This window comes from Agromyces laixinhei, from assembly GCF_006337065.1.
In the GTDB taxonomy this organism is placed as follows: Bacteria; Actinomycetota; Actinomycetes; order Actinomycetales; family Microbacteriaceae; genus Agromyces; species Agromyces laixinhei.
Map to the genome: position 1 here is coordinate 1757792 of NZ_CP040872.1, position 18596 is coordinate 1776387.

General features: G+C 66.9%; 16 protein-coding genes. 14 read left to right on the forward strand and 2 right to left on the reverse strand.

Annotated features, from left to right (window positions below; all coding sequences use genetic code 11):
• The first annotated feature begins 92 nt into the window (after positions 1 to 92).
• From FHG54_RS08250 to FHG54_RS08285, 8 genes are all read left to right on the forward strand, one after another.
• Positions 93 to 1406: an aspartate aminotransferase family protein gene (locus FHG54_RS08250; RefSeq protein WP_139416846.1), complete on the forward strand. Its 1314-nt coding sequence runs from the start codon at positions 93 to 95 to the stop codon at positions 1404 to 1406.
• Entirely contained in the window at positions 1289 to 4369 is a 3081-nt protein-coding gene (locus FHG54_RS08255) for an FAD-binding and (Fe-S)-binding domain-containing protein (protein WP_420837410.1), read from the forward strand. The genes FHG54_RS08250 and FHG54_RS08255 overlap by 118 nt, the downstream gene beginning before the upstream one ends.
• Positions 4366 to 5850 carry an NAD-dependent succinate-semialdehyde dehydrogenase gene (locus FHG54_RS08260; protein WP_139416847.1) on the forward strand — a complete coding sequence of 495 codons (1485 nt, stop codon included), beginning with the start codon at positions 4366 to 4368 and terminating at the stop codon, positions 5848 to 5850. Before FHG54_RS08255 ends, FHG54_RS08260 begins: the two co-directional genes overlap by 4 nt.
• Positions 5851 to 5964: 114 nt before the next feature.
• A complete protein-coding gene (locus FHG54_RS08265; protein WP_233437731.1) occupies positions 5965 to 6594 on the forward strand; it encodes a GntR family transcriptional regulator in 630 nt (209 codons plus the stop codon).
• A gap of 104 nt (positions 6595 to 6698) precedes the next feature.
• Positions 6699 to 7889, forward strand: a complete 1191-nt coding sequence (locus FHG54_RS08270) for a M24 family metallopeptidase (protein ID WP_139416849.1) — start codon at positions 6699 to 6701, stop codon at positions 7887 to 7889.
• The gene (locus FHG54_RS08275) at positions 7886 to 9097 is read left to right on the forward strand and encodes an aminotransferase-like domain-containing protein (RefSeq protein WP_139416850.1); all 1212 of its coding nucleotides are present in this window, start codon (positions 7886 to 7888) and stop codon (positions 9095 to 9097) included. Before FHG54_RS08270 ends, FHG54_RS08275 begins: the two co-directional genes overlap by 4 nt.
• Positions 9094 to 10299, forward strand: a complete 1206-nt coding sequence (locus FHG54_RS08280; RefSeq protein ID WP_139416851.1) for a M20 family metallopeptidase — start codon at positions 9094 to 9096, stop codon at positions 10297 to 10299. The genes FHG54_RS08275 and FHG54_RS08280 overlap by 4 nt, the downstream gene beginning before the upstream one ends.
• Positions 10300 to 10352: 53 nt before the next feature.
• Complete coding sequence (locus tag FHG54_RS08285; protein WP_139416852.1) at positions 10353 to 11273, forward strand: D-2-hydroxyacid dehydrogenase; 921 nt, start codon at positions 10353 to 10355, stop codon at positions 11271 to 11273.
• Here FHG54_RS08285 and FHG54_RS08290 read toward each other — a convergent pair.
• Positions 11270 to 11998, reverse strand: coding sequence for a maleate cis-trans isomerase family protein (locus FHG54_RS08290; protein ID WP_139416853.1), 729 nt, complete (start codon positions 11996 to 11998; stop codon positions 11270 to 11272). The genes FHG54_RS08285 and FHG54_RS08290 overlap by 4 nt on opposite strands.
• A 171-nt stretch (positions 11999 to 12169) precedes the next feature.
• Between FHG54_RS08290 and ehuB the strand changes: the two genes are divergently transcribed.
• From ehuB to ehuA, 4 genes are all read left to right on the forward strand, one after another.
• Positions 12170 to 13072, forward strand: a complete 903-nt coding sequence (gene ehuB, locus FHG54_RS08295; protein WP_139416854.1) for an ectoine/hydroxyectoine ABC transporter substrate-binding protein EhuB — start codon at positions 12170 to 12172, stop codon at positions 13070 to 13072.
• A gap of 88 nt (positions 13073 to 13160) precedes the next feature.
• Positions 13161 to 13859 carry an ectoine/hydroxyectoine ABC transporter permease subunit EhuC gene (gene ehuC, locus FHG54_RS08300; RefSeq protein WP_139416855.1) on the forward strand — a complete coding sequence of 233 codons (699 nt, stop codon included), beginning with the start codon at positions 13161 to 13163 and terminating at the stop codon, positions 13857 to 13859.
• Entirely contained in the window at positions 13856 to 14515 is a 660-nt protein-coding gene (gene ehuD, locus FHG54_RS08305) for an ectoine/hydroxyectoine ABC transporter permease subunit EhuD (RefSeq protein ID WP_232333623.1), read from the forward strand. The genes ehuC and ehuD overlap by 4 nt, the downstream gene beginning before the upstream one ends.
• 13 nt (positions 14516 to 14528) lie before the next feature.
• Positions 14529 to 15314, forward strand: a complete 786-nt coding sequence (gene ehuA / locus FHG54_RS08310) for an ectoine/hydroxyectoine ABC transporter ATP-binding protein EhuA (RefSeq protein ID WP_269748006.1) — start codon at positions 14529 to 14531, stop codon at positions 15312 to 15314.
• Here the strand turns inward: ehuA and FHG54_RS08315 are convergent, their stop codons facing one another.
• On the reverse strand, positions 15315 to 16070 hold the full coding sequence (locus FHG54_RS08315) for a maleate cis-trans isomerase family protein (protein WP_233437732.1): 756 nt from the start codon (positions 16068 to 16070) through the stop codon (positions 15315 to 15317). It abuts the gene before it with no gap.
• Between the two features lie 95 nt (positions 16071 to 16165).
• On the opposite strand from FHG54_RS08315, the gene FHG54_RS08320 reads away from it, so the two are divergent.
• Both FHG54_RS08320 and FHG54_RS08325 read left to right on the forward strand, forming a co-directional pair.
• Entirely contained in the window at positions 16166 to 16672 is a 507-nt protein-coding gene (locus FHG54_RS08320) for a DUF3830 family protein (protein WP_139416857.1), read from the forward strand.
• 177 nt (positions 16673 to 16849) lie between these two features.
• Positions 16850 to 18586 (forward strand): substrate-binding domain-containing protein, encoded by a 1737-nt coding sequence (locus FHG54_RS08325; RefSeq protein ID WP_139416858.1) that lies wholly within the window; start codon positions 16850 to 16852, stop codon positions 18584 to 18586.
• The last annotated feature ends 10 nt before the right edge of the window (positions 18587 to 18596 follow it).

The following is an 18596-nucleotide window of genomic DNA, read 5'->3' on the forward strand; positions in this document are numbered from 1 at the left end:
TTTGGATTGTCAACAATATGCATTGCTTGTCGTCGGGGCGGGCACGTAGAATGTCTAATTGTTGACAATCTGTTTCGGTGAGGAAACTCGATATGACCACTCTCAGCTCGACCGCGCAGCCCATCGGCGTCCACGAAGCCACCGCCCCGGAAGCCACGCTCAGCCCACTGCTGAAGCAAGCCACTCCCGTCGTGGTCGAGCGGGCACTCGGCAGTTGGATCTACGGCGCGGACGGAGCGGAGTACCTCGATTTCACCACGGGGATCGGTGTGACGAGCACCGGTCACTGCCACCCGCGTGTCGTGGCGGCCGCTCGGGAGCAGACCGGCCTGATCATCCACGCCCAATACACGACGGTGATGCACAAGCCGTTGCTCGTCCTCACCGAGAAGCTCGGTGAGGTGCTTCCCGAGGGTCTCGACAGCGTGTTCTACGCCAACTCGGGATCCGAAGCCGTCGAGGCCTCCATCCGCCTCGCGCGGATGGCCACCGGGCGGCCGAACATCATCGCGTTCCACGGCGGGTTCCACGGCCGTACCGTGGCCGCCGCGTCGCTCACGACGGCCGGCACCAAGTTCCGCGCCGGCTTCAGCCCGATCATGGGCGGCGTGCACATCGCGCCGTTCCCCCACGCCTTCCGCTACGGCTGGGATCTCGATACCGCGATCGACTTCGCGCTCACTGAGCTCGACTACCTGCTCCAGACGATCTCGAGTCCAGCTGACACTGCCGGATTCATCATCGAACCGGTGCTCGGCGACGGTGGGTACCTCCCGACGCCCCCGCGCTTCCTCGAAGGTCTCCGCGAGCGCGCGGATCGTCACGGCATCGTGTTGATCCTCGACGAGGTGCAGGCCGGCGTCGGGCGAACGGGTCGGTTCTGGGGGCACCAGCACAGCTCGATCGTCCCCGACGTGGTGATCACGGCGAAGGGGCTCGCGAGCGGGTTCCCGATTTCCGCGATCGCGGCGTCGACCGAGCTGATGTCGAAGGCATGGCCGGGTTCCCAGGGCGGAACGTACGGTGGCAACGCCGTGGCTGCTGCGGCGGCCGTGGCGACGTTGGACGTCGTCAGAGACGAGGGGCTGGTCGAGAACGCGAGGGAGCGGGGCGACCAATTACAGAAGGGACTGAAGGCGCTGACCGAGGCGAACCCGCTCGCGGGCGACGTTCGAGGTCTCGGCCTCATGCAGGCCGTCGAGTTCGTCAGCGAGACGGGAGCGCCGAACGCGGTGCTCGCAGGCGCGGTGCAGCAGGCGGCCATCGCCGAGAACCTGCTGCTGTTGACGTGCGGCGCCGCCGGCAATGTGGTCCGCGTCATCCCAGCCCTCACCGTCTCAGCCGACGAGATCGAGACCGGCCTCGGTCGATTCGGCGCCGCTCTGCGTGTTGCGCAACGGTCATGACGATCACCGCCGACGGCGGCCTGATCCGGCAGGTGGGGGCGCTCGGCATCGAACTCGACACGGCACCGCGCCGCGTGGCCGAGTACGCCTACGACGCCTCGAACTACCGCATCGAGCCACTCGGAGTCGCCTTCCCGCGCACCGCGTCCGAAGTCGCCGAGCTGCTGGCACTCTGTCACCGGCTTCGGGTGCCGGTCGTGAGCAGAGGCGGCGGCACGTCGATGGCCGGAGGCGCGATCGGCGCCGGCATCGTGCTCGACTTCTCGCGCCACATGAACGCCGTGCTGCGGGTCGATGCGGCAGCCGAAGAGGCCACCGCACAGCCGGGCATCGTGCTGACGACCCTGCAGCGGGAGGTGGCGCAGGCGACCGGCGACGCCATGACCTTCGCGCCTGACCCGTCCAGCAGATCCAGGGCCACCCTCGGCGGCGCCATCGCGAACGACGCGTGCGGCAACCACTCGGTGCGATACGGTCGCACCTCCGATCACGTCATTGCGCTCGACATCGTCACGGCAGACGGACTCATGCTCACCGCCACTCGCTCCGGTCTCGAGCCGACCATCGCCGGAGACCAACTCGCCGAACAGCGCGCCGCCGACCTGAACGACGAGCTGCGAGGCCTCGCCGCCGCCAACCTCAGTGCGTTCCGTCTCGAACTCGGGCGCATCCCGCGTCAGGTTTCGGGGTTCCACCTCGCTCACCTGCTGCCTGAGCACGACTTCGATGTGGTGCGAGCGCTGGTCGGCAGCGAGGGCACCTGTGCGGTCATCGTTGCGGCGACGGTGCGCCTCGTGCCGACGCCGGCCGCCGCGCTGCTGCTGACCCTCGGGTACGACGATGTCGTCGAAGCGGCCCGCGACGTCATGACCATCCTCGAGTTCTCTCCTGCAGCCGTCGAAGGCATCGACGAGGCCATCGTCGACACCATGCGGCACCTGCGCGGCGATGACTCCGTGCTGGGTCTGCCTGACGGCCGCGCCTGGCTGTATGTGGATCTCGACGGCGACGATCCCGCCGATGTCGCGGCCGAGGCCGGTGAACTGCTCGCGCGGCTCCGTGAGAACGGCAGGATGCGCGCCGGCCGGGTGGTCGAGGACCTCGTCGAGCGGGCATCGCTCTGGCGGGTGCGTGAAGACGGCGCCGGGCTCTCCGCGCGGCTGCACACCGGCGGCGAGTCGTGGCCAGGCTGGGAGGACTCCGCCGTGGCGCCCGAGCACCTGGCCGCATATCTGTCCGAATTCCGCGAGCTGCTCGAGCGATTCGAGCTGCACGGCGTGATGTACGGCCACTTCGGCGCGGGCTGCATGCACGTGCGCATCACCTTCGACCTACGCACCGACGCAGGGCGTGCGGTGATGGAGGCGTTCTGCTTGGCTGCCGCCGAACTCGTGGTCGAGCACGGCGGGTCGCTCTCGGGCGAGCACGGCGACGGCAGATCACGGAGTGAACTGCTGTCGGTCATGTACTCGCCGGCGATGCTCGAGGCCTTCGCCGCCTTCAAGTCCGCCTGGGATCCGGCCGGCATTCTGAATCCCGGCATTCTGGTCGATGCCGACGCACTCGCCGACAATCTCGCGCTCGACGGCGTTCCCGAGCGCGAATGGCGAACGAGCTTCGACCTGACCCCGCACACCGCGTCGCCGCATCAACGGGCGGTGGACCCGTTCGTGCATGCCGTGCAGGGCTGCGTCGGCATCGGTCGCTGCCGGTCGGAGGTCGGCGGCGTCATGTGCCCGAGTTACCGGGCGACCGGCGACGAGAAGGACTCGACCAGGGGCAGGTCGCGAGTCCTGCAGGAGATGGTACGTGGCGCGCGCAGCGTCGAGATGGGATGGCGGTCGGAAGATGTGCGCGAGGCCCTCGATCTCTGCCTGTCGTGCAAGGCGTGCTCGACCGATTGCCCGGTCGGCGTCGACATGGCCAGCTACAAGTCGGAGTTCTTCGATCATTACTACGAGCGGCGATTGCGCCCCCGCTCTCACTACTCGCTCGGGTGGTTGCCGGTCTGGTTGCGGTTCACGCCGCACGTGGCGCCGCTCTTGAACGTCATTCTCGCCTCGCCGCTCGGCAAGGTGGTCGCTGCGCTGGGCGGGCTGACCACCAAGCGCAGCCTGCCCCGCTTCGCCGGCGCGCGGCAGCTCCGGCGCGCGCTCGACCGCACGCAACACGTGGCCGACCCCGAGATCGTGCTCGTCATCGACAGCTTCACGAAGGGGTTCCGGCCAGAGGTGGCCGGAGCCGCCCGACGGGTGCTGAACAGCAGCGGCAACACGGTCGAGTGCAACGCCGAGGTGTGCTGCGGCCTCACGATGATCTCCACCGGCCAACTCGACGCAGCCAAGCAGCGATTGGCGAAGGCAGCGCAGGCCCTCGACGACGACACCGACCGACCCATCGTGGTGATCGAGCCGAGCTGCGCCGCGGCCTTCCGCAAAGACCTTCCCGAGCTGGTGCACACCGACGCCGCCCGTCGCGTCGCTCGTCGCATCCGCAGCTTCGCCGGCATGATGGCCGAGCTCGTCGAAGCGGGATGGCAGCCCGACTGGCGTGACGGCCGGGCCCCGAAGGAGGTGACAGTGCAGACCCACTGCCACGAGTACGCGGTGTTCGGGGCGAAGAGTCAGGTCACGGCGCTGCACGCGATCGGTGTGGAGAGCGTTCGAGAAGCGACCGGATGCTGCGGGGTTGCCGGCAACTTCGGATTCGAGCCGGAGCACTTCGACATCAGCATGCAGATCGCCGAACAGGCGCTCATCCCCGCACTGCGCCGAACCGCCGCCGAGACGCCGGTGCTCGCCGACGGATTCAGCTGCCAGATGCAGCTCATGCAGGTTGCGAAAGAGCAAACCGGCATGCACCTCGCGGAACTCGTCGATGCCGGCACGATGCCCACCACGGCGGCGCCTTCGGCACCGTCGACCCCACCATCACGACCCCCCTTCGACAAAGGACGATCATGACCCTGTTGACAGCTCCGACCGACGCCCGCTCGGTCATCGATGCCCTGCACACCGGCCTCTTCCTGAACGGTGAGTGGGTCGACGCCGAGCACGGCAAGACCTTCTCCGTCGAGAATCCGGCGACGGGAGAAGTGCTCACCCGGGTCGCCGACGGTTCGGTTGCCGATGCCGGTCGGGCGATTCAGGCGGCCGGCGATGCCCAAGCCGATTGGGCGAGGACGGCGCCACGCGCCCGGAGTGAGATCCTGCGGCGGGCATACGAACTCATCATCGAACGCAGCGAGGAGCTCGCGGCCATCATGACCGCCGAAATGGGTAAGCCTCTCGCGGAGGCCCGCGGCGAGGTGGCGTACGGCGCCGAGTTCTTCCGCTGGTTCTCAGAAGAGGCGGTGCGGATCAACGGCGACTACACGACCACCGGCGACGGCAGGAATCGCATCCTGGTCTCACGCGTTCCCGTCGGACCCTGCGTGCTCGTCACGCCGTGGAACTTCCCGTTGGCCATGGGTACTCGCAAGATCGGGCCGGCCGTCGCCGCGGGATGCACGATGGTGTTCAAGCCCGCGGCGCAGACGCCGCTGACCTCGCTCGCACTCGTGCAGATCCTGCTGGAGGCCGGCCTGCCGGCGGGGGTGCTGAACGTGGTGACGACGTCGAACTCATCCTCCGTGGTCAGCACCTGGATGAGCAGCGGCATCGCTCGCAAGGTGAGCTTCACCGGATCGACCGAGGTGGGGAAGATCCTGCTCAGGCAGGCGGCCGAGAATGTGATGCGGTCGTCGATGGAGCTCGGCGGCAACGCCCCGTTCATCGTCTGCGCGGATGCGGACGTCGATCGCGCTGTGGACGGGGCGATGACGGCCAAGCTGCGCAACATGGGGGAGGCGTGCACGGCGGCGAACCGCTTTCTGGTGCATCGATCGGTCGCCGCAGAGTTCACCGAGAAGCTTGCGAAGCGGATGGCGGTGCTCCGTGTAGGTGATGGCAGCGAACCCGGCACGGACATCGGTCCGCTCGTCGACCAGGCCGGGCTCGACAAGGTGCAGTCGTTCGTCGACGACGCGGTCGAACGTGGCGCGTCGGTCGCCATCGGCGGCAGTCGCCCCGACAGGCCCGGCTACTTCTACCCGCCGACCGTGCTTGCCGACGTCAGCGCCGACGCTGCGCTGATGACGGCGGAGATCTTCGGCCCGGTTGCTCCGGTCATCCCGTTCGATGACGAGGCCGATGCCGTTCGCATCGCCAACGACACCGAGTGGGGGCTTGTCGGTTACCTCTTCACCCAGGACATCGACCGCGCCCTTCGCCTCAGCGACGAACTCGAGGTGGGCATGGTCGGCTTGAATTCCGGCCTTGTCTCGAACCCGGCGGCGCCGTTCGGCGGCATCAAGCAGTCCGGGCTCGGTCGGGAGGGCGGTAGGTCCGGCATCGACGAGTTCCTCGAACAGAAGTACGTGGCGATTCCGCGCTCGCGAACCTGAACCACGCTCAGGAATCTGAAACACTGATGTCGATCCAAGGAGGACATGATGGCGGGTGAAGTAGGACTGTCGGCTCTTGAGGGGCGACCGACCTCTGTCTTGATCGCAGACCAGTTGCGCGAACGAATCATCGATGGCTCGTTCCGGCCCGGCGAGCAGATTCGGGAGTCGGTGCTCGTCGATCAGCTGCAGGTCTCACGTGGTCCGGTGCGGGAGGCGCTGCAGCGGCTGAGCCAAGAGGGCCTGCTGGTCAGCCACCGCAACCGTGGCGTGTTCGTGCTCGACCTGAGTGTGACCGATGTCGCTGAGATCTACGCCGCTCGAGAAGCGATCGAGCTCGCCGCTGCCCGGGGCATCCTCGCCCAGGAGCCGAGTGCAGTGGCAGCGGTGGCCCGACCGCTCAAGAAGATCATCGGACGCATGGTACCGCTGGTCGAAGCGAGCGACTGGCGGCGACTGGCCGAACTCGATCTCGGCTTTCACCTGACCTTCGTCAAGGGGGCGAAGAACTCGCGCCTGTCGCGGATCTATTCGACGCTCGCGGCAGAATCCCGCATCTGCATCGTCAACCTCGAAGGGTCGTACCCGCATGCGCATGACCTCGTCGAAGAGCACCGACAGCTCGTAGACCTGCTCGTCGCAGGAGACGGGCCGCGATTGCGCAAGGCGATCCGAGCCCACATGCGGTCGGCGGTCTCGGACCTGACCAAGTCGATGCTGGCCGATCAACCGAGTAGTGCATAGCTCTCGGTCGTCCCGGACGACGTCGGCGCTTGCGTGCCGGAAACGAGCCGCGATACGCTAATTGTCAACAATCTACAATGACGTAGCCGAGAGGACCGGATCCAGTGAGCATCTCCGAAAGGGAATACCGCGAGCGCCTCGCGCGAGTGCGCGCACGAATGGACAGCCGCGGACTCGACGCCCTGATCGTCTCCGATCCCGCCAATCTCTACTACCTGACCGGGTACAACGCGTGGTCGTTCTATACGCCGCAGTTCCTGTTCGTGCCCGCCACCGGAACGATGCTGCTCTTCACGCGAGCGATGGATGCCAATGGTGCGATCAGAACCGCGGTGTTGCCTCGCGACGTGATCTTCGGCTACCCAGAGGAACTCGTGCACCGGGCGAGCGTGCACCCCTTCGGCTGGGTGGGCGGGAAGCTTCGTGAACTGGGTGCCGTCGCCGAGCTCGGCACGGGCGCCCAGATCGGGCTCGAGCTCGACTCGCACTTCTTCTCACCGAAGGCGTACCTCGCGCTCATCGGCGGACTGCCCGAGTGGGATTTCGTCGACAGTCACGAGCTCGTCAACTGGGTGCGGCTGGTCAAGTCCCCGGCAGAGATCGACCTGATGCGCGCGGCCGCACAGGTGTCGACCGCAGCGATGCGCACCGCAATCGACATGATCCGAGTCGGGGTTCGCCAGTGCGACGCGGCCGCTGCGATCAGCCGGGCGCAGATCGCAGGCACCGAGGAGTTCGGCGGGGACTATCCCGCGATCGTGCCGATGATGCCGACCGGCGAGGCCGCCGACACCCCCCATCTGACGTGGAGCGAGGAACGCTTCGTCGCCGATGAAGGCGTCATCGTCGAACTCGCCGGCGCGTACCGGCGCTACCACGTTCCGCTGGCCAGGACCATCATGCCTGGCAGGCCGTCCGCGCAACTGCTCAGGGTGGCAGGGGCGGCGGGCGAGGGGATCGCGGCCGTGCTCGACGCAGTCGAGCCCGGAGCCCCGGCTCGCGAGCTCTCCGTCGCGTGGGACGCGGTGCTGGCCCGATACGAACTGAGCAAGCCATCGCGCATCGGGTATTCGATCGGGATCGGCTATCCGCCCGATTGGGGGGAGCGCACTGTCAGCCTGCGCAACGAAGACGACACCGTATTGGAGGAGAACATGACCTTCCACCTGATCTGCGGCATGTGGATGGACGGCTACGGATACGAGGTTTCCGAGTCATTCCGAGTCTCGGCCGATGGGGCCGAGACATTCACCGACCTGCCACGTGACCTGATCAGCGTCGGGAGCACAGCATGACCGCGACGCTCCTGCCCTACGCCGCCCGTGTTTCCAGGCTGACCGGCTCGGTGATCGATTCGAGCACGGCATTGCTCGCCTCCCAGCCGCATGACATCGTGCGCTTCGCCATGGGCTCCCCGGCAGACGAGGCCGTTCCTCTGGAGATCTTCAGATCGATCTCGGCGTCGACACTCGACCACAGCAGCTATACGTACGGAGCCACACAGGGGGAGCCCGAGCTGTTGGAAGCGCTCGTGGACTATCTGGGGGGCACATCCGAGCCGACCACCCACGAGCGCGTCACGATCACGTCCGGCGGAATGCAGGGCCTCGATCTGGCCTGCAAGATCTTCGTCGACCCCGACGATCTCGTCATCGTGGAGAGTCCCACCTACACCAACGGCAGTGCGACCGCTGCGAGTTACCGCGCCAAGCTGCTCGAAGCCCCAACGGATGAGAACGGCCTGATCGTCGAAGCGCTGCCGGAGCTCGTCGAGCGGGCCGGCCGAACACCGAAGGCGATCTACGTCATCCCGAACTTCCAGAACCCATCCGGTACGACACTCTCAGCGCCGCGGCGAGAACTCCTGCTCGACCTCGCACACCGCTGGAACAGCGTCATCATCGATGACGACCCCTACGGCCTGCTGCGGTTCGCCGGCGATGACCTGCCGAGCTTTCAGAGCCTCAGTCCGTCGGACCCGCTGCTGTTCTCGGTGCGCACCTTCTCGAAGATCCTGGCCCCGGGGCTGCGGGTCGGCTGGGTCGACACCGACCCGTCCATCCGCCGGCTCGTGATCAACGCCAAGCAATCGATGGACACGTGCGCCAACGTGCCCTCCCAGCAGCTGGTCTCCGAGTTCATCCGGCGCGGCGGTCTCAGCGATCACCTCACGGCTATCAAAGCCCTCTACCGGGAACGGAAGGGCGTGATGACCGAGAGCCTCCGGCGCAACCTCGGAGACCGGATCGCGATGACCGACCCTGAAGGCGGATTCTTCCTCTGGGTCTCGCTGCGCGGTGAGGATGCCGCGACCTCGACGACGGCCCTGTTCGACATCGCGCTCGCCGAAGGTGTCGCGTTCATCCCCGGGCCGGCGCTGTCGGCGAGCGGGAAGTTCGACGACTCCCTGCGGTTGTGCTTCGCCACGTCCGATCCCGAGCGCATCGAAGAGGGCGTGCAGCGCCTGGCTCGGGCGCTCGACATCGCGCGATCGCTGCGGTGAGCGCCGTGCTGAGCCTCCCCGCCGAGGCGGAACGACGAGTTGTCGACAACCTCGATGTCGAGGCGCTGCAGCAGCTCGCCGCCGATCTGGTGGCCGCCGGGGGCGAGAACCCCGGTTCCACCGAAGCCGCGACCGTAGCTGTGCTTCGCGCTGCCTGCGAACAGCACGGCTTCACCGTTGAGGTGACCGATGTCGCGCCCGGCCGTGCGAATCTCACGGCGACCCTCGCGGGAGGCTCCGGCCCCGGCCTGCTCTTTCTCGGTCATTCCGATGTGGTCCCGGCCGGCGACGGCTGGCGCACCGACCCGTTCGAACCCGTGGTCCGTGACGGGCGCCTCTTCGGTCGAGGCTCTGCGGACATGAAGGGCGGTCTGGCCTCGGTCGTGCTGGCGATGTCGGCGATCAACCGCAGCGACGTCGCCCTGCGCGGCCCGGTCCAGCTCGTCTGCACCGTCGATGAGGAAGACCTCGGTTTCGGCATCCGTGCCTACGCGCCCACAGCGCCCCGCGGCGTGTTCGCGGCCTGCGTGGTGGCCGAGCCCACCGACCTCAACACGGTGGTCGGATGCCGCGGCGACAGTTATCTGACGCTCGCGGTGAGCGGCGCGGCCGCCCACTCCGGTCGCCCCGACGACGGACGGAATGCCATTGCCGCCGCTGCTCGCGTGCTCGAGCTGGTCAGGGCGGATCACGACGCACTCAGACTCGCGCCCGACCCCCTTCTCGGCACCGGCACATGGAGCATCGGCACGATCACCGGTGGCACCGGCACCTCGATCGTCGCGGCAGAGTGCACCGTCACGCTCGACCGGCGCCTCATGCCGGATGAGGACGCCGACCTGATCGCCGACCGGCTGCGGGCGCAGATCGGCGCGACCGGCCTCGAAGACGACGGCTTCGTGATCGACCTCGCCATCGAGATGGAGATGCCGGGATTCAGGACGGATGCCGAGCATCCACTCGTCGTCGAAGCCGTCGGCGCGATTGCGGATGCCGGTGGCCGCAGCGAGATCACCGGTTGGACGGCCGCCTGCGACGGCGGCTTCATCGCCAGAGATGTCGGCGTGCCCTGCATCGTGCTCGGCCCGGGCGGGTTGAACGACCAGGCGCACCAGGCCAACGAATCGGTCGGACTCGACGAGTTGCGCGTCGCCGCGCTCGCCTACGCACTCCTCGCACTGCGAATGGTGGGGGAGCGGTGAGCGCCGAACGGCCGGTGCTGGTCGTCCTGTACCGGGATGATCTTCCCGATGTCATGCCTCGCCTCGAGGAACTCGCCGAGGTCCGTTGCACGAAGGCCGACGGGCTCGCCGAAGCGATCAGCGGCGCAGAGATCCTGCTGCTCTGGGACTTCTTCTCCTCGGCGGTCGAAGAGGTATGGGAGCATGCCGACGCCCTGAAGTGGATCCACGTGGCCGCCGCAGGAGTCGACAAGCTGCTCTTCGACGGGCTCGCCGGGTCCGATGTGATCGTGACCAATTCACGCGGAATCTTCGATCGACCGATCGCCGAGTTCGTGCTCGCGAGTATCCTCGCGATGGCCAAGGACATCCCCGGGTCTCTCCGTCGACAGCAGGATGCCCGCTGGGAGCATCGCGAGACGGAACGCATCGACGACGCGAGGGTGCTCATCGTCGGCACAGGATCGATCGGACGCGAGACGGCGCGACTCCTGAGGGCGGTGGGCATGCTCGTCGAAGGCGTCGGACGCACCCGTCGCTCGGGCGATCCCGACTTCGGCACGGTCCATTCCTCCGACCGACTGGTTTCCGTCGTCCACGACAGCGACTACGTCGTGCTGATCGCGCCGCTCACGGAGAGCACCAGGGGAATGGTCGATGCCGACGTGCTCAGCGCCATGAAACCGACCGCCCGGCTCGTCAATGTCGGACGAGGTGAACTCGTCGACGACGATGCTCTGGAGGTCGCGCTCCGCACGCATGCGATCGCCGGCGCTTGTCTCGATGTCTTCAGCGTTGAGCCGCTCCCCGCCACCAGCCCGCTCTGGGGGCTCGAGAACGCCATGATCTCCTCGCACTTGAGCGGCGATGCAGTGGGCTGGCTTCACCGGCTCTCCGCGCTGTTCGCGGCGAATCTCGATCGATACGTGCATGGGGCGGAGTTGGAGAACGTGGTCGACAAGAAGCTCGGATTCGTTCCCTCCCGACGTGACTAACGGAACAGTTCGCCGAGATTCTCCAGGCGCGGCGGATGCCCCGCGATCCTGAGCCCCTCCCAAACCGTGACCTGGTTCGCCGTCAGCACGATCTTGCCCGCAGCGACCTCCAGGTCGTCGATCCACCGCAACGAATGCATGGCGGTGTCGGGGATGAGGATCGCGTCGGCTCCGGGGTGGTCGGCCGCCGATGCCATTGCGATCACGTCGTCTTTGCCGAGCAGTCCGACTTCGCCGGCCGTTGCGATACCGCTGCTGCGGAACGAGACGACATCCACACCGGAATCGGCGAGAAATCGGGTGAAGTGCCGGGCCAGGTCATCGGGGTAGCTCGCCGCAACGGCCACCCGACCGACTCCCAACGATCTGCACGCTTCGGCGAATGCGATCGACGTCGAAGAGACCGGCACGCCCACCGCGGTGCTCACCTCGTTCGCCTGATCGTGCGCACCGCGCCAGCCGTATACGAAGCTGCCCGACGTGCACGCCCACATCACCGATTCCGGCTCATGCACGGCAAGTCGGCGCGCACCGTCGAGCAGGTTCTCCGAACCTCCGACCGCGATGAGTTCATCGACGAGGTGGGCGACATCACCGCCGGCAGTTCGCACGAGGGGCAATCGCAGCGCCTCCGGCGCGACGTGCTCGAGATACTCGAAGTCGTCGTCGGCGCCGAGGCCGGGGTAGAGCAGGCCGACGATGGGGGCTCGCGATTGATCTGTCACTGCTCCTCGATCCGTTCCGAAATCGTCATCGAATTGTAGCCGAAGATTGTTGACAATCCTACATGAAGACAATACATTCCTACCTGAAGCACCGAGCGCTCCACCGCGGTGTCCGCTCCGGCGGGCGCCCCCACACGGCCCAGAGCCGGGCCTCGACGATCGGAATCAACGATGAACCGAATCACCACACGACGCACCACCGTTCTGCGCACGATCGGAGCGACCGCGGCCGGACTGCTCCTCGCCGGCGGCCTTGCCGCCTGCTCCACCGTCACACCGGGCGGGGGCGGAGAGAGCGGCTCCGAGACCGTCAACACCCTCGACCGGGGCATGGAGCAGGGATACCTGCGCGTCGGCATCGCGAACGAACCGCCGTACACCCAGGTCAACGCCGACGGGTCGGTGCACGGCGCGGCGCCCGACGTGCTCCGAGCGGTTCTGCAGACCATGGGCGTGGAGGAGATCCAAGGCGTCGTCACGCCGTACGAAGCGATGATCCCCGGTCTCAACGCAGACCGGTGGGACGTGATCGCGGCCGGGCTGTTCATGAAGCAATCACGGTGCGAAGCAGTTGCGTACTCCGAGCCCGTCATCGTCTCGACGGAGTCCTTCGGCGTCCCCGCGGGCAACCCGAAGGACATCACGACCATCGCAGACATCTCCGCGAACACCGAACTCAAGATCGCGGTGCTCACCGGCGGGTTCGAGGAAGGCATCCTGAAGACCGCGAGCATCCCGGAGGGCCAGATCGTGCTGGTCAAAGACTCGCGAAGTGGCATGGAGGCCGTGACCGCCAACCGGGCCGACGCCTTCCTGCTTCCCACACTGTCGCTGAACGCGTTGGTCGAGCAGGACCCGAGCATCGAGGTGACCGAACCGATCGAAGACGCTCCGCGCACCGGCTCGGGCGCTGCATTCCGCAAGGAAGACACCGAGTTGCTCGAGGCCTACAACACGGCACTGGCCGAGTTCAAGAAGACGCCCGAATTCGCGAAGATCCTGACCGACTGGGGTTTCGATCCGACAGTGGTCGAGGGCGTCACCACCGAGGAACTCTGCAAGACGGAGGGCTGATCCGCCACCACCCTCATCACGCACCGGGGCACGGTGCGCCCGAAGCGCCGTGCCCCGCTCGTGGACCCAGTGAAAGGCTGGTAATGGATTGCTCTCCGTCCTTGATTTCGCCCCCCTCCTGCTGCAGGGACTGCTCGTCACCATTCTGGTCACTGTGCTCGGAGCGCTGCTGACCGTCGTCGTGGCGTTCACCGCCGGGTTGAGCGGGCTGTCGAAGCACTGGTTCCTGCGGTGGCCCTCTTCGATCTTCGTCGAGTTCTTTCGTGGCTCGGGACTGCTCGTGCAGATGTTCTGGTTCTTCTACGCGTTGCCGTTCCTCGGCATCCAACTCGCCCCGTTGCTCGCCGGCGTACTGGCCCTCGGGCTGAACGAGGGCGCCTACGCTGCCGAGGTCGTTCGCGGCACGATCAGGTCGCGCGCGAAAGGCCAGACCGAGGCTGCGATCGCGCTCGGCATGAGCCCGTCGCTCCGGATGCGTCGCATCCTCATCCCGCAATCGATCCCGGCCATGCTTCCGGCATTCGGAAACGTCATGGTCGACCTGCTGAAGAACACTTCGCTGGTCTCGCTCGTCACCGTCGCCGACCTCACCTGGCGCGCGTTCAACGCACGAACGGTGACCGGTCAGACCGTGACGCTCTTCCTGACGATCCTGGTGCTGTACTACATCATGTCGCTCCTGATCGGCTGGCTCACGAGATGGCTCGAGCGGCGCTTCGCCCTCGACCGCAAGTCGCTCGCGAAGGCCAAGCCGTTGAAGAGCCTGGTGGGAGGGATCTCCTCGTGAACATATGGGACAACGCCTTCGCGATCGAGATCATCCCGATCCTGCTGCAGGGTCTCTGGCTGACGGTTCAGATCACCTTCTTCTCCTTCCTGATCAGTCTCGTCGTCGGTCTGCTCGTCGCCATCATCCGATTCTTGAGAATCCCGGTGGTCTCACACATCTTCGACTTCTACGTCTCCTTCATCCGCGGCACCCCACTCCTGGTGCAGGCCTACGTCGCGTACTTCGTGCTCCCGCAGGTGGGGCTGACCTTCGAGGTGCTGGCCACGGGCATCGTGGTACTCGGCCTGAACTACAGCGCCTACACGGCCGAGGTCTACCGGGCGGGCATCGAGCAGCTTCCCAAGGGGCAGTGGGAGGCGGCGCGTGCCTTGAGCCTTCCGCCGCTGCGCACCTGGTTCAGGATCGTCGTCCCACAGGCAGTGCGGCCGATCATTCCAGTGCTCGGCAACTACCTGATCATGATGTTCAAAGACTCGGCGATCCTCTCCTCCATCACGATCATCGAACTGATGGGCACCGCCCTGCAGATCGGCAGCAACTTCTATCGATATCTCGAACCCATCACGATTGCGGGCCTGATGTACCTCATCATCAGCTTCCCGTGTTCGCTACTGATCAGACGACTGGAGCATCGTTTTGTCCCCACACACTGAGACACTCAGAGCCCTGAATTCCGAAGACGGCACTCGAGACGTCGAGATCTCGTTCGACGGCGTGAGCAAGGCCTGGGGTGAGAACCAAGTGCTGCGCGGCCTCGACTTCGACGTGCGTGCGGGCGAGAAGGTCTCCATCATCGGACCGTCCGGGTCGGGCAAGACGACCATCCTGCGCATTCTGATGACCCTCGAGACTCCCGACGTGGGGGTCGTCTGCGTCGGCGGCGACGTGCTCTGGGATGCGAAACCCGGTGTCAAGAACAAGGAGACCAGGCAGACGATCGCGACCCGCCGCAAGGTGGGCATGGTATTCCAGCAGTTCAACCTCTTTCCGCACATGACCGTGCTCGAGAACGTCATCGAAGCCCCGATCCACGTGCTGGGACTCTCGAAGGCGGATGCGACGGAGCGGGCGACCGACCTGCTCGAGCTCGTCGGCCTGCAAGACCACATGAGGCACACACCGCCCGAACTGTCGGGCGGTCAGCAGCAGCGTGTGGCAATCGCCAGAGCGCTCGCGATGCGGCCGAGGGTGATGCTCTTCGACGAACCGACCTCTGCGCTCGACCCCGAACTCATCGGTGAGGTGCTGAACGTCATCAGACGTCTCGCCACCACCACTGACATGACCATGCTCATGGTCACCCACGAGATGCGGTTCGCGCAGGAGATCTCCGACCGCGTGGTGATGTTCGACAAGGGCGTCGTCGTCGAACAGGGGCCACCCGAGCAGTTGTTCAAGAACCCGCAGCACGAGCGCACGCAGCGGTTCCTGAAGGCGGTCAACCCCTATTGATCAGGTGCCACCCGGGTTGATCAGGTGCTGCCCCGGCCCGACCGCGGCGAGGCCGCACTGCGTCAGGACCGCCCACATCGTGGCCTGATTCGCGCTGATGATCGGCTTGCCGAGTTCGTGTTCGAGGGGGGTGATCAGATCGTACGTCGGCAGGTTCGTGCATGAGACGACGATCGCCTCCGCCGCGTCGGAGTTCGCCTCCCTGATCAGGTCGGCGGTACGTGCGTAGGGCACCGTCCACATCCGCGAGTCCAGGTCGAGCTGACGGATGCCGGTCACGGCGACTCCTGCCTCGACCAGGAAGCTCTCCAGCCGGGCCGTGATCGTCGCGTCGTACGGAGTTGCGACGGCGACGCGGCGGATTCGGAGGTGTCCGAGCGCGGCAAGGATCGCGCCCGACGCCGTGATGCCCGGCGCGCCGCCGGCCTCGCTGAGCGCAGCGGCAGCCGCTCGCTCTCCCGCGCGCCCATGCACGAAGCTGCCCGAGGTGCAGGCGAAGGCATAGGCCACCGGCTCGATGGCCTTGAGCTGTTCGGTCGCGCACCTGATACCCGTGATGTCGCCGAGCAGCTCGACCATCTCGAGGGAGACGGCGAGCGGGAGATACGACGTCCTGGCGAAGAACAGGGCAGCCTCGTCGGGCACCCAACGCCAGAGTTCGGCGTCGAGAGCCATGTCGTGCGGGGCGACCACGCCGATCGGCACGCGTCGGGGTGGGCCGGTCGGAATGTCGCCGCGACCCATCGTGCTGCCCATGTTCCCACTCCTGAGGCCGGCGCTGATTGTTGACAATCCTACGTTTCCGAACATACTCTCTGGGGGACAGGATCACCAAGAGCGGAAGGCATTCCATGGCTCGCCACATCACGGTCACGCTCGAATCCCGGGGCGTCAGTGCGCTCGCCTGTCTCCTCGACGAGGAGGCTCCGCGCACCGCGTCCGCCGTCTGGAACGCGTTGCCGCTGTCTTCGCCCGTCTTCCACGGCAAGTACGCGCGCAACGAGATCTACCATCTCGTTCCGGCGTTCGCAGAGACCGAGCCCGGACGCGAGAACTCGACGGTCACGCCGATTCCCGGCGACCTGTGCTACTTCCAGTTCGACGCTGATGTGCTGGCGACACCGTCGCACGCCTACGGCGGCGGCGAAGTCCCGACCGAGAAGCACGGCATCATCGACCTCGCACTGTTCTACGGCCGAAACAACCTGTTGATCAACGGAGATCAGGGTTGGGTCCCCGGCAACGTCTTCGGAACGGTCGTCGAGGGGCTCGACGAGATGGCGGTGGCCTGCCAGGACATCTGGATGGGCGGCGCGCGCGGGGAATCCCTCACGTTCGCACGTTCCGACCGAACCTGACCGCTGCGGCCTCCAGAAACGCCGGCCCGGATGTCGAGCGGGGCGTGCAATCGCGGCGCGTGACTGTAATGATTGCTTACCAACGCAGGCGGAGCTCGCCCCCTCCACCCCCTCGACGAGCACCGCGGCCGACCCGAGCGCCGATCGAGAGTGCTCACCGCCGAGCAATGGAGCACGATGAGCCGACGAAGCGAACGTGAGGAGAGCCGGAAACGCCGTCGCCGGACGAGCAGGATCGTTGCCGCGACGGTCGCAGTGGTGGCGCTCGTCGGCGGGGTCGGCGCCGTCGGCACCGCCTGGGCGACGGGCGGCCTCGGCGAATGGATGGACCCGACCGCCGAGTGCGTGGAGCCCATCGAGCTGACGGTGCTCACCGACCGGGCGATCGCGGCCACGGTACAGGCCGTCGCCGCGGAGTACGACGCGAGCGAGACGGCGTGCTCGCACACCGAGGTGGTCGCGCAGGAGTCCGCGGACACGGCGGCGGTGCTCGCCTCGGGCAACGCCACCGACGTCGACGCATGGATTCCCGACTCCCCGGTCTGGCTCGTGCGCATGGCGAGCATGGCGCGCTCACTCGGACGCCCCGTGCCCGACATCGCGCTCGAGCGGTCGATCGCGACCAGCCCGATCGTCTTCGCGGTGCCCGTCAGCCGGGCCGAGGAGTTCGCGGGCCGGGATCTGAGCTGGAAGGGGCTGCTCACCGACGAGTTCGCGGCGATCCTGCCAGACCCCGAAGCGTCCTCGGCAAGCCTGAACGCGCTCCAGTCGCTCGAGAGCCGGGTCGACATCGCGCAGCCGCGCCAGTTCCAGAACGCGATGATCCGGCTGAACGCCGAGGTGCCCGCGAACGCCGATGCCGCCTTCGCCGCCCTCAGCGTGAGCGATCCGGGAACCGTGGCGATCGCGAGCGAGCAGCAGGTCGCCCTGCACAATCGCAAGACCGGCGCCGACCCGCTGCTCGCCCTCTACCCGAGCGACGGGAGCCTCGCCCTCAGCTACCCGTTCCTGCGCCTGCTCGACGAGAGCGAGCTCGCCAAGAACCTGCCGGGCGCCGACGAGCAGGCGGGCGACGCCGACCCCGAGTCGGCCGAACTCGCTCGCCGCGCTCGCGAACTCGGTGCGCTGAAGATCGCGCTCTGGGAGGCGACCGCCCGCTTCGCGGGCGACGGTTTCCGCGACGGGCTCGGCGGCGGCGAACTCGAACAGGACGGCGTGGTCGAGGACCCCGTCGAGGTCAGTTCGGCGGCGGCATCCGCTCAGGTGGCGATTCTGCGCACGTGGGGCGTCGTGAGCGTGCGCTCGCGCATCCTGACCGTGATCGACCTGTCGGGGTCGATGGAGGAGCCGACCGTGTCGGGGCAGCGGCGCATCGACGTGCTGCAGCAGGCGGCCGCCGCGACGCTCTCGCAGTTCTCGGGGCAGGTCGACCTCGGTGTGTGGGGCTTCTCGACGCTGCGTGCGGGAGCCCAGGACTGGGAGTCGCTCGCGCCGATCGACCAGCTCTCGAGCGACGCGCATCGCCAGCTGCTGAACGAGGTCATCGCCTCGCTGCCCACGCGGCTCGGCGGTGCGACGGGGCTCTACGACACGACGCTCGCGGCGGTGCAGAGCGTGCTCGAGAGCTACGACCCTGCGAAGGTCAACTCGGTGCTGCTCCTCACCGACGGCCGCAACGAAGACGAGAACGGCATCTCCGGAGAGCAGCTCCTCGCCGAACTCGCCGCGCTGCAGGATCCGGAGCGGCCCGTGCCGGTGACGCTCGTCGGCATCGGCCCCGACACCGATCTCGAGTCCATGCGGCGGATCGCCGAGGCGACCGGTGGCGCGGCCTACTCGGCGGCACGCCCCGAGGACCTCACCGTGGTGTTGAACGATGCGCTCTCGCAACGGGCCTGCCGGCCGAACTGCTGAGGGCGCGCAC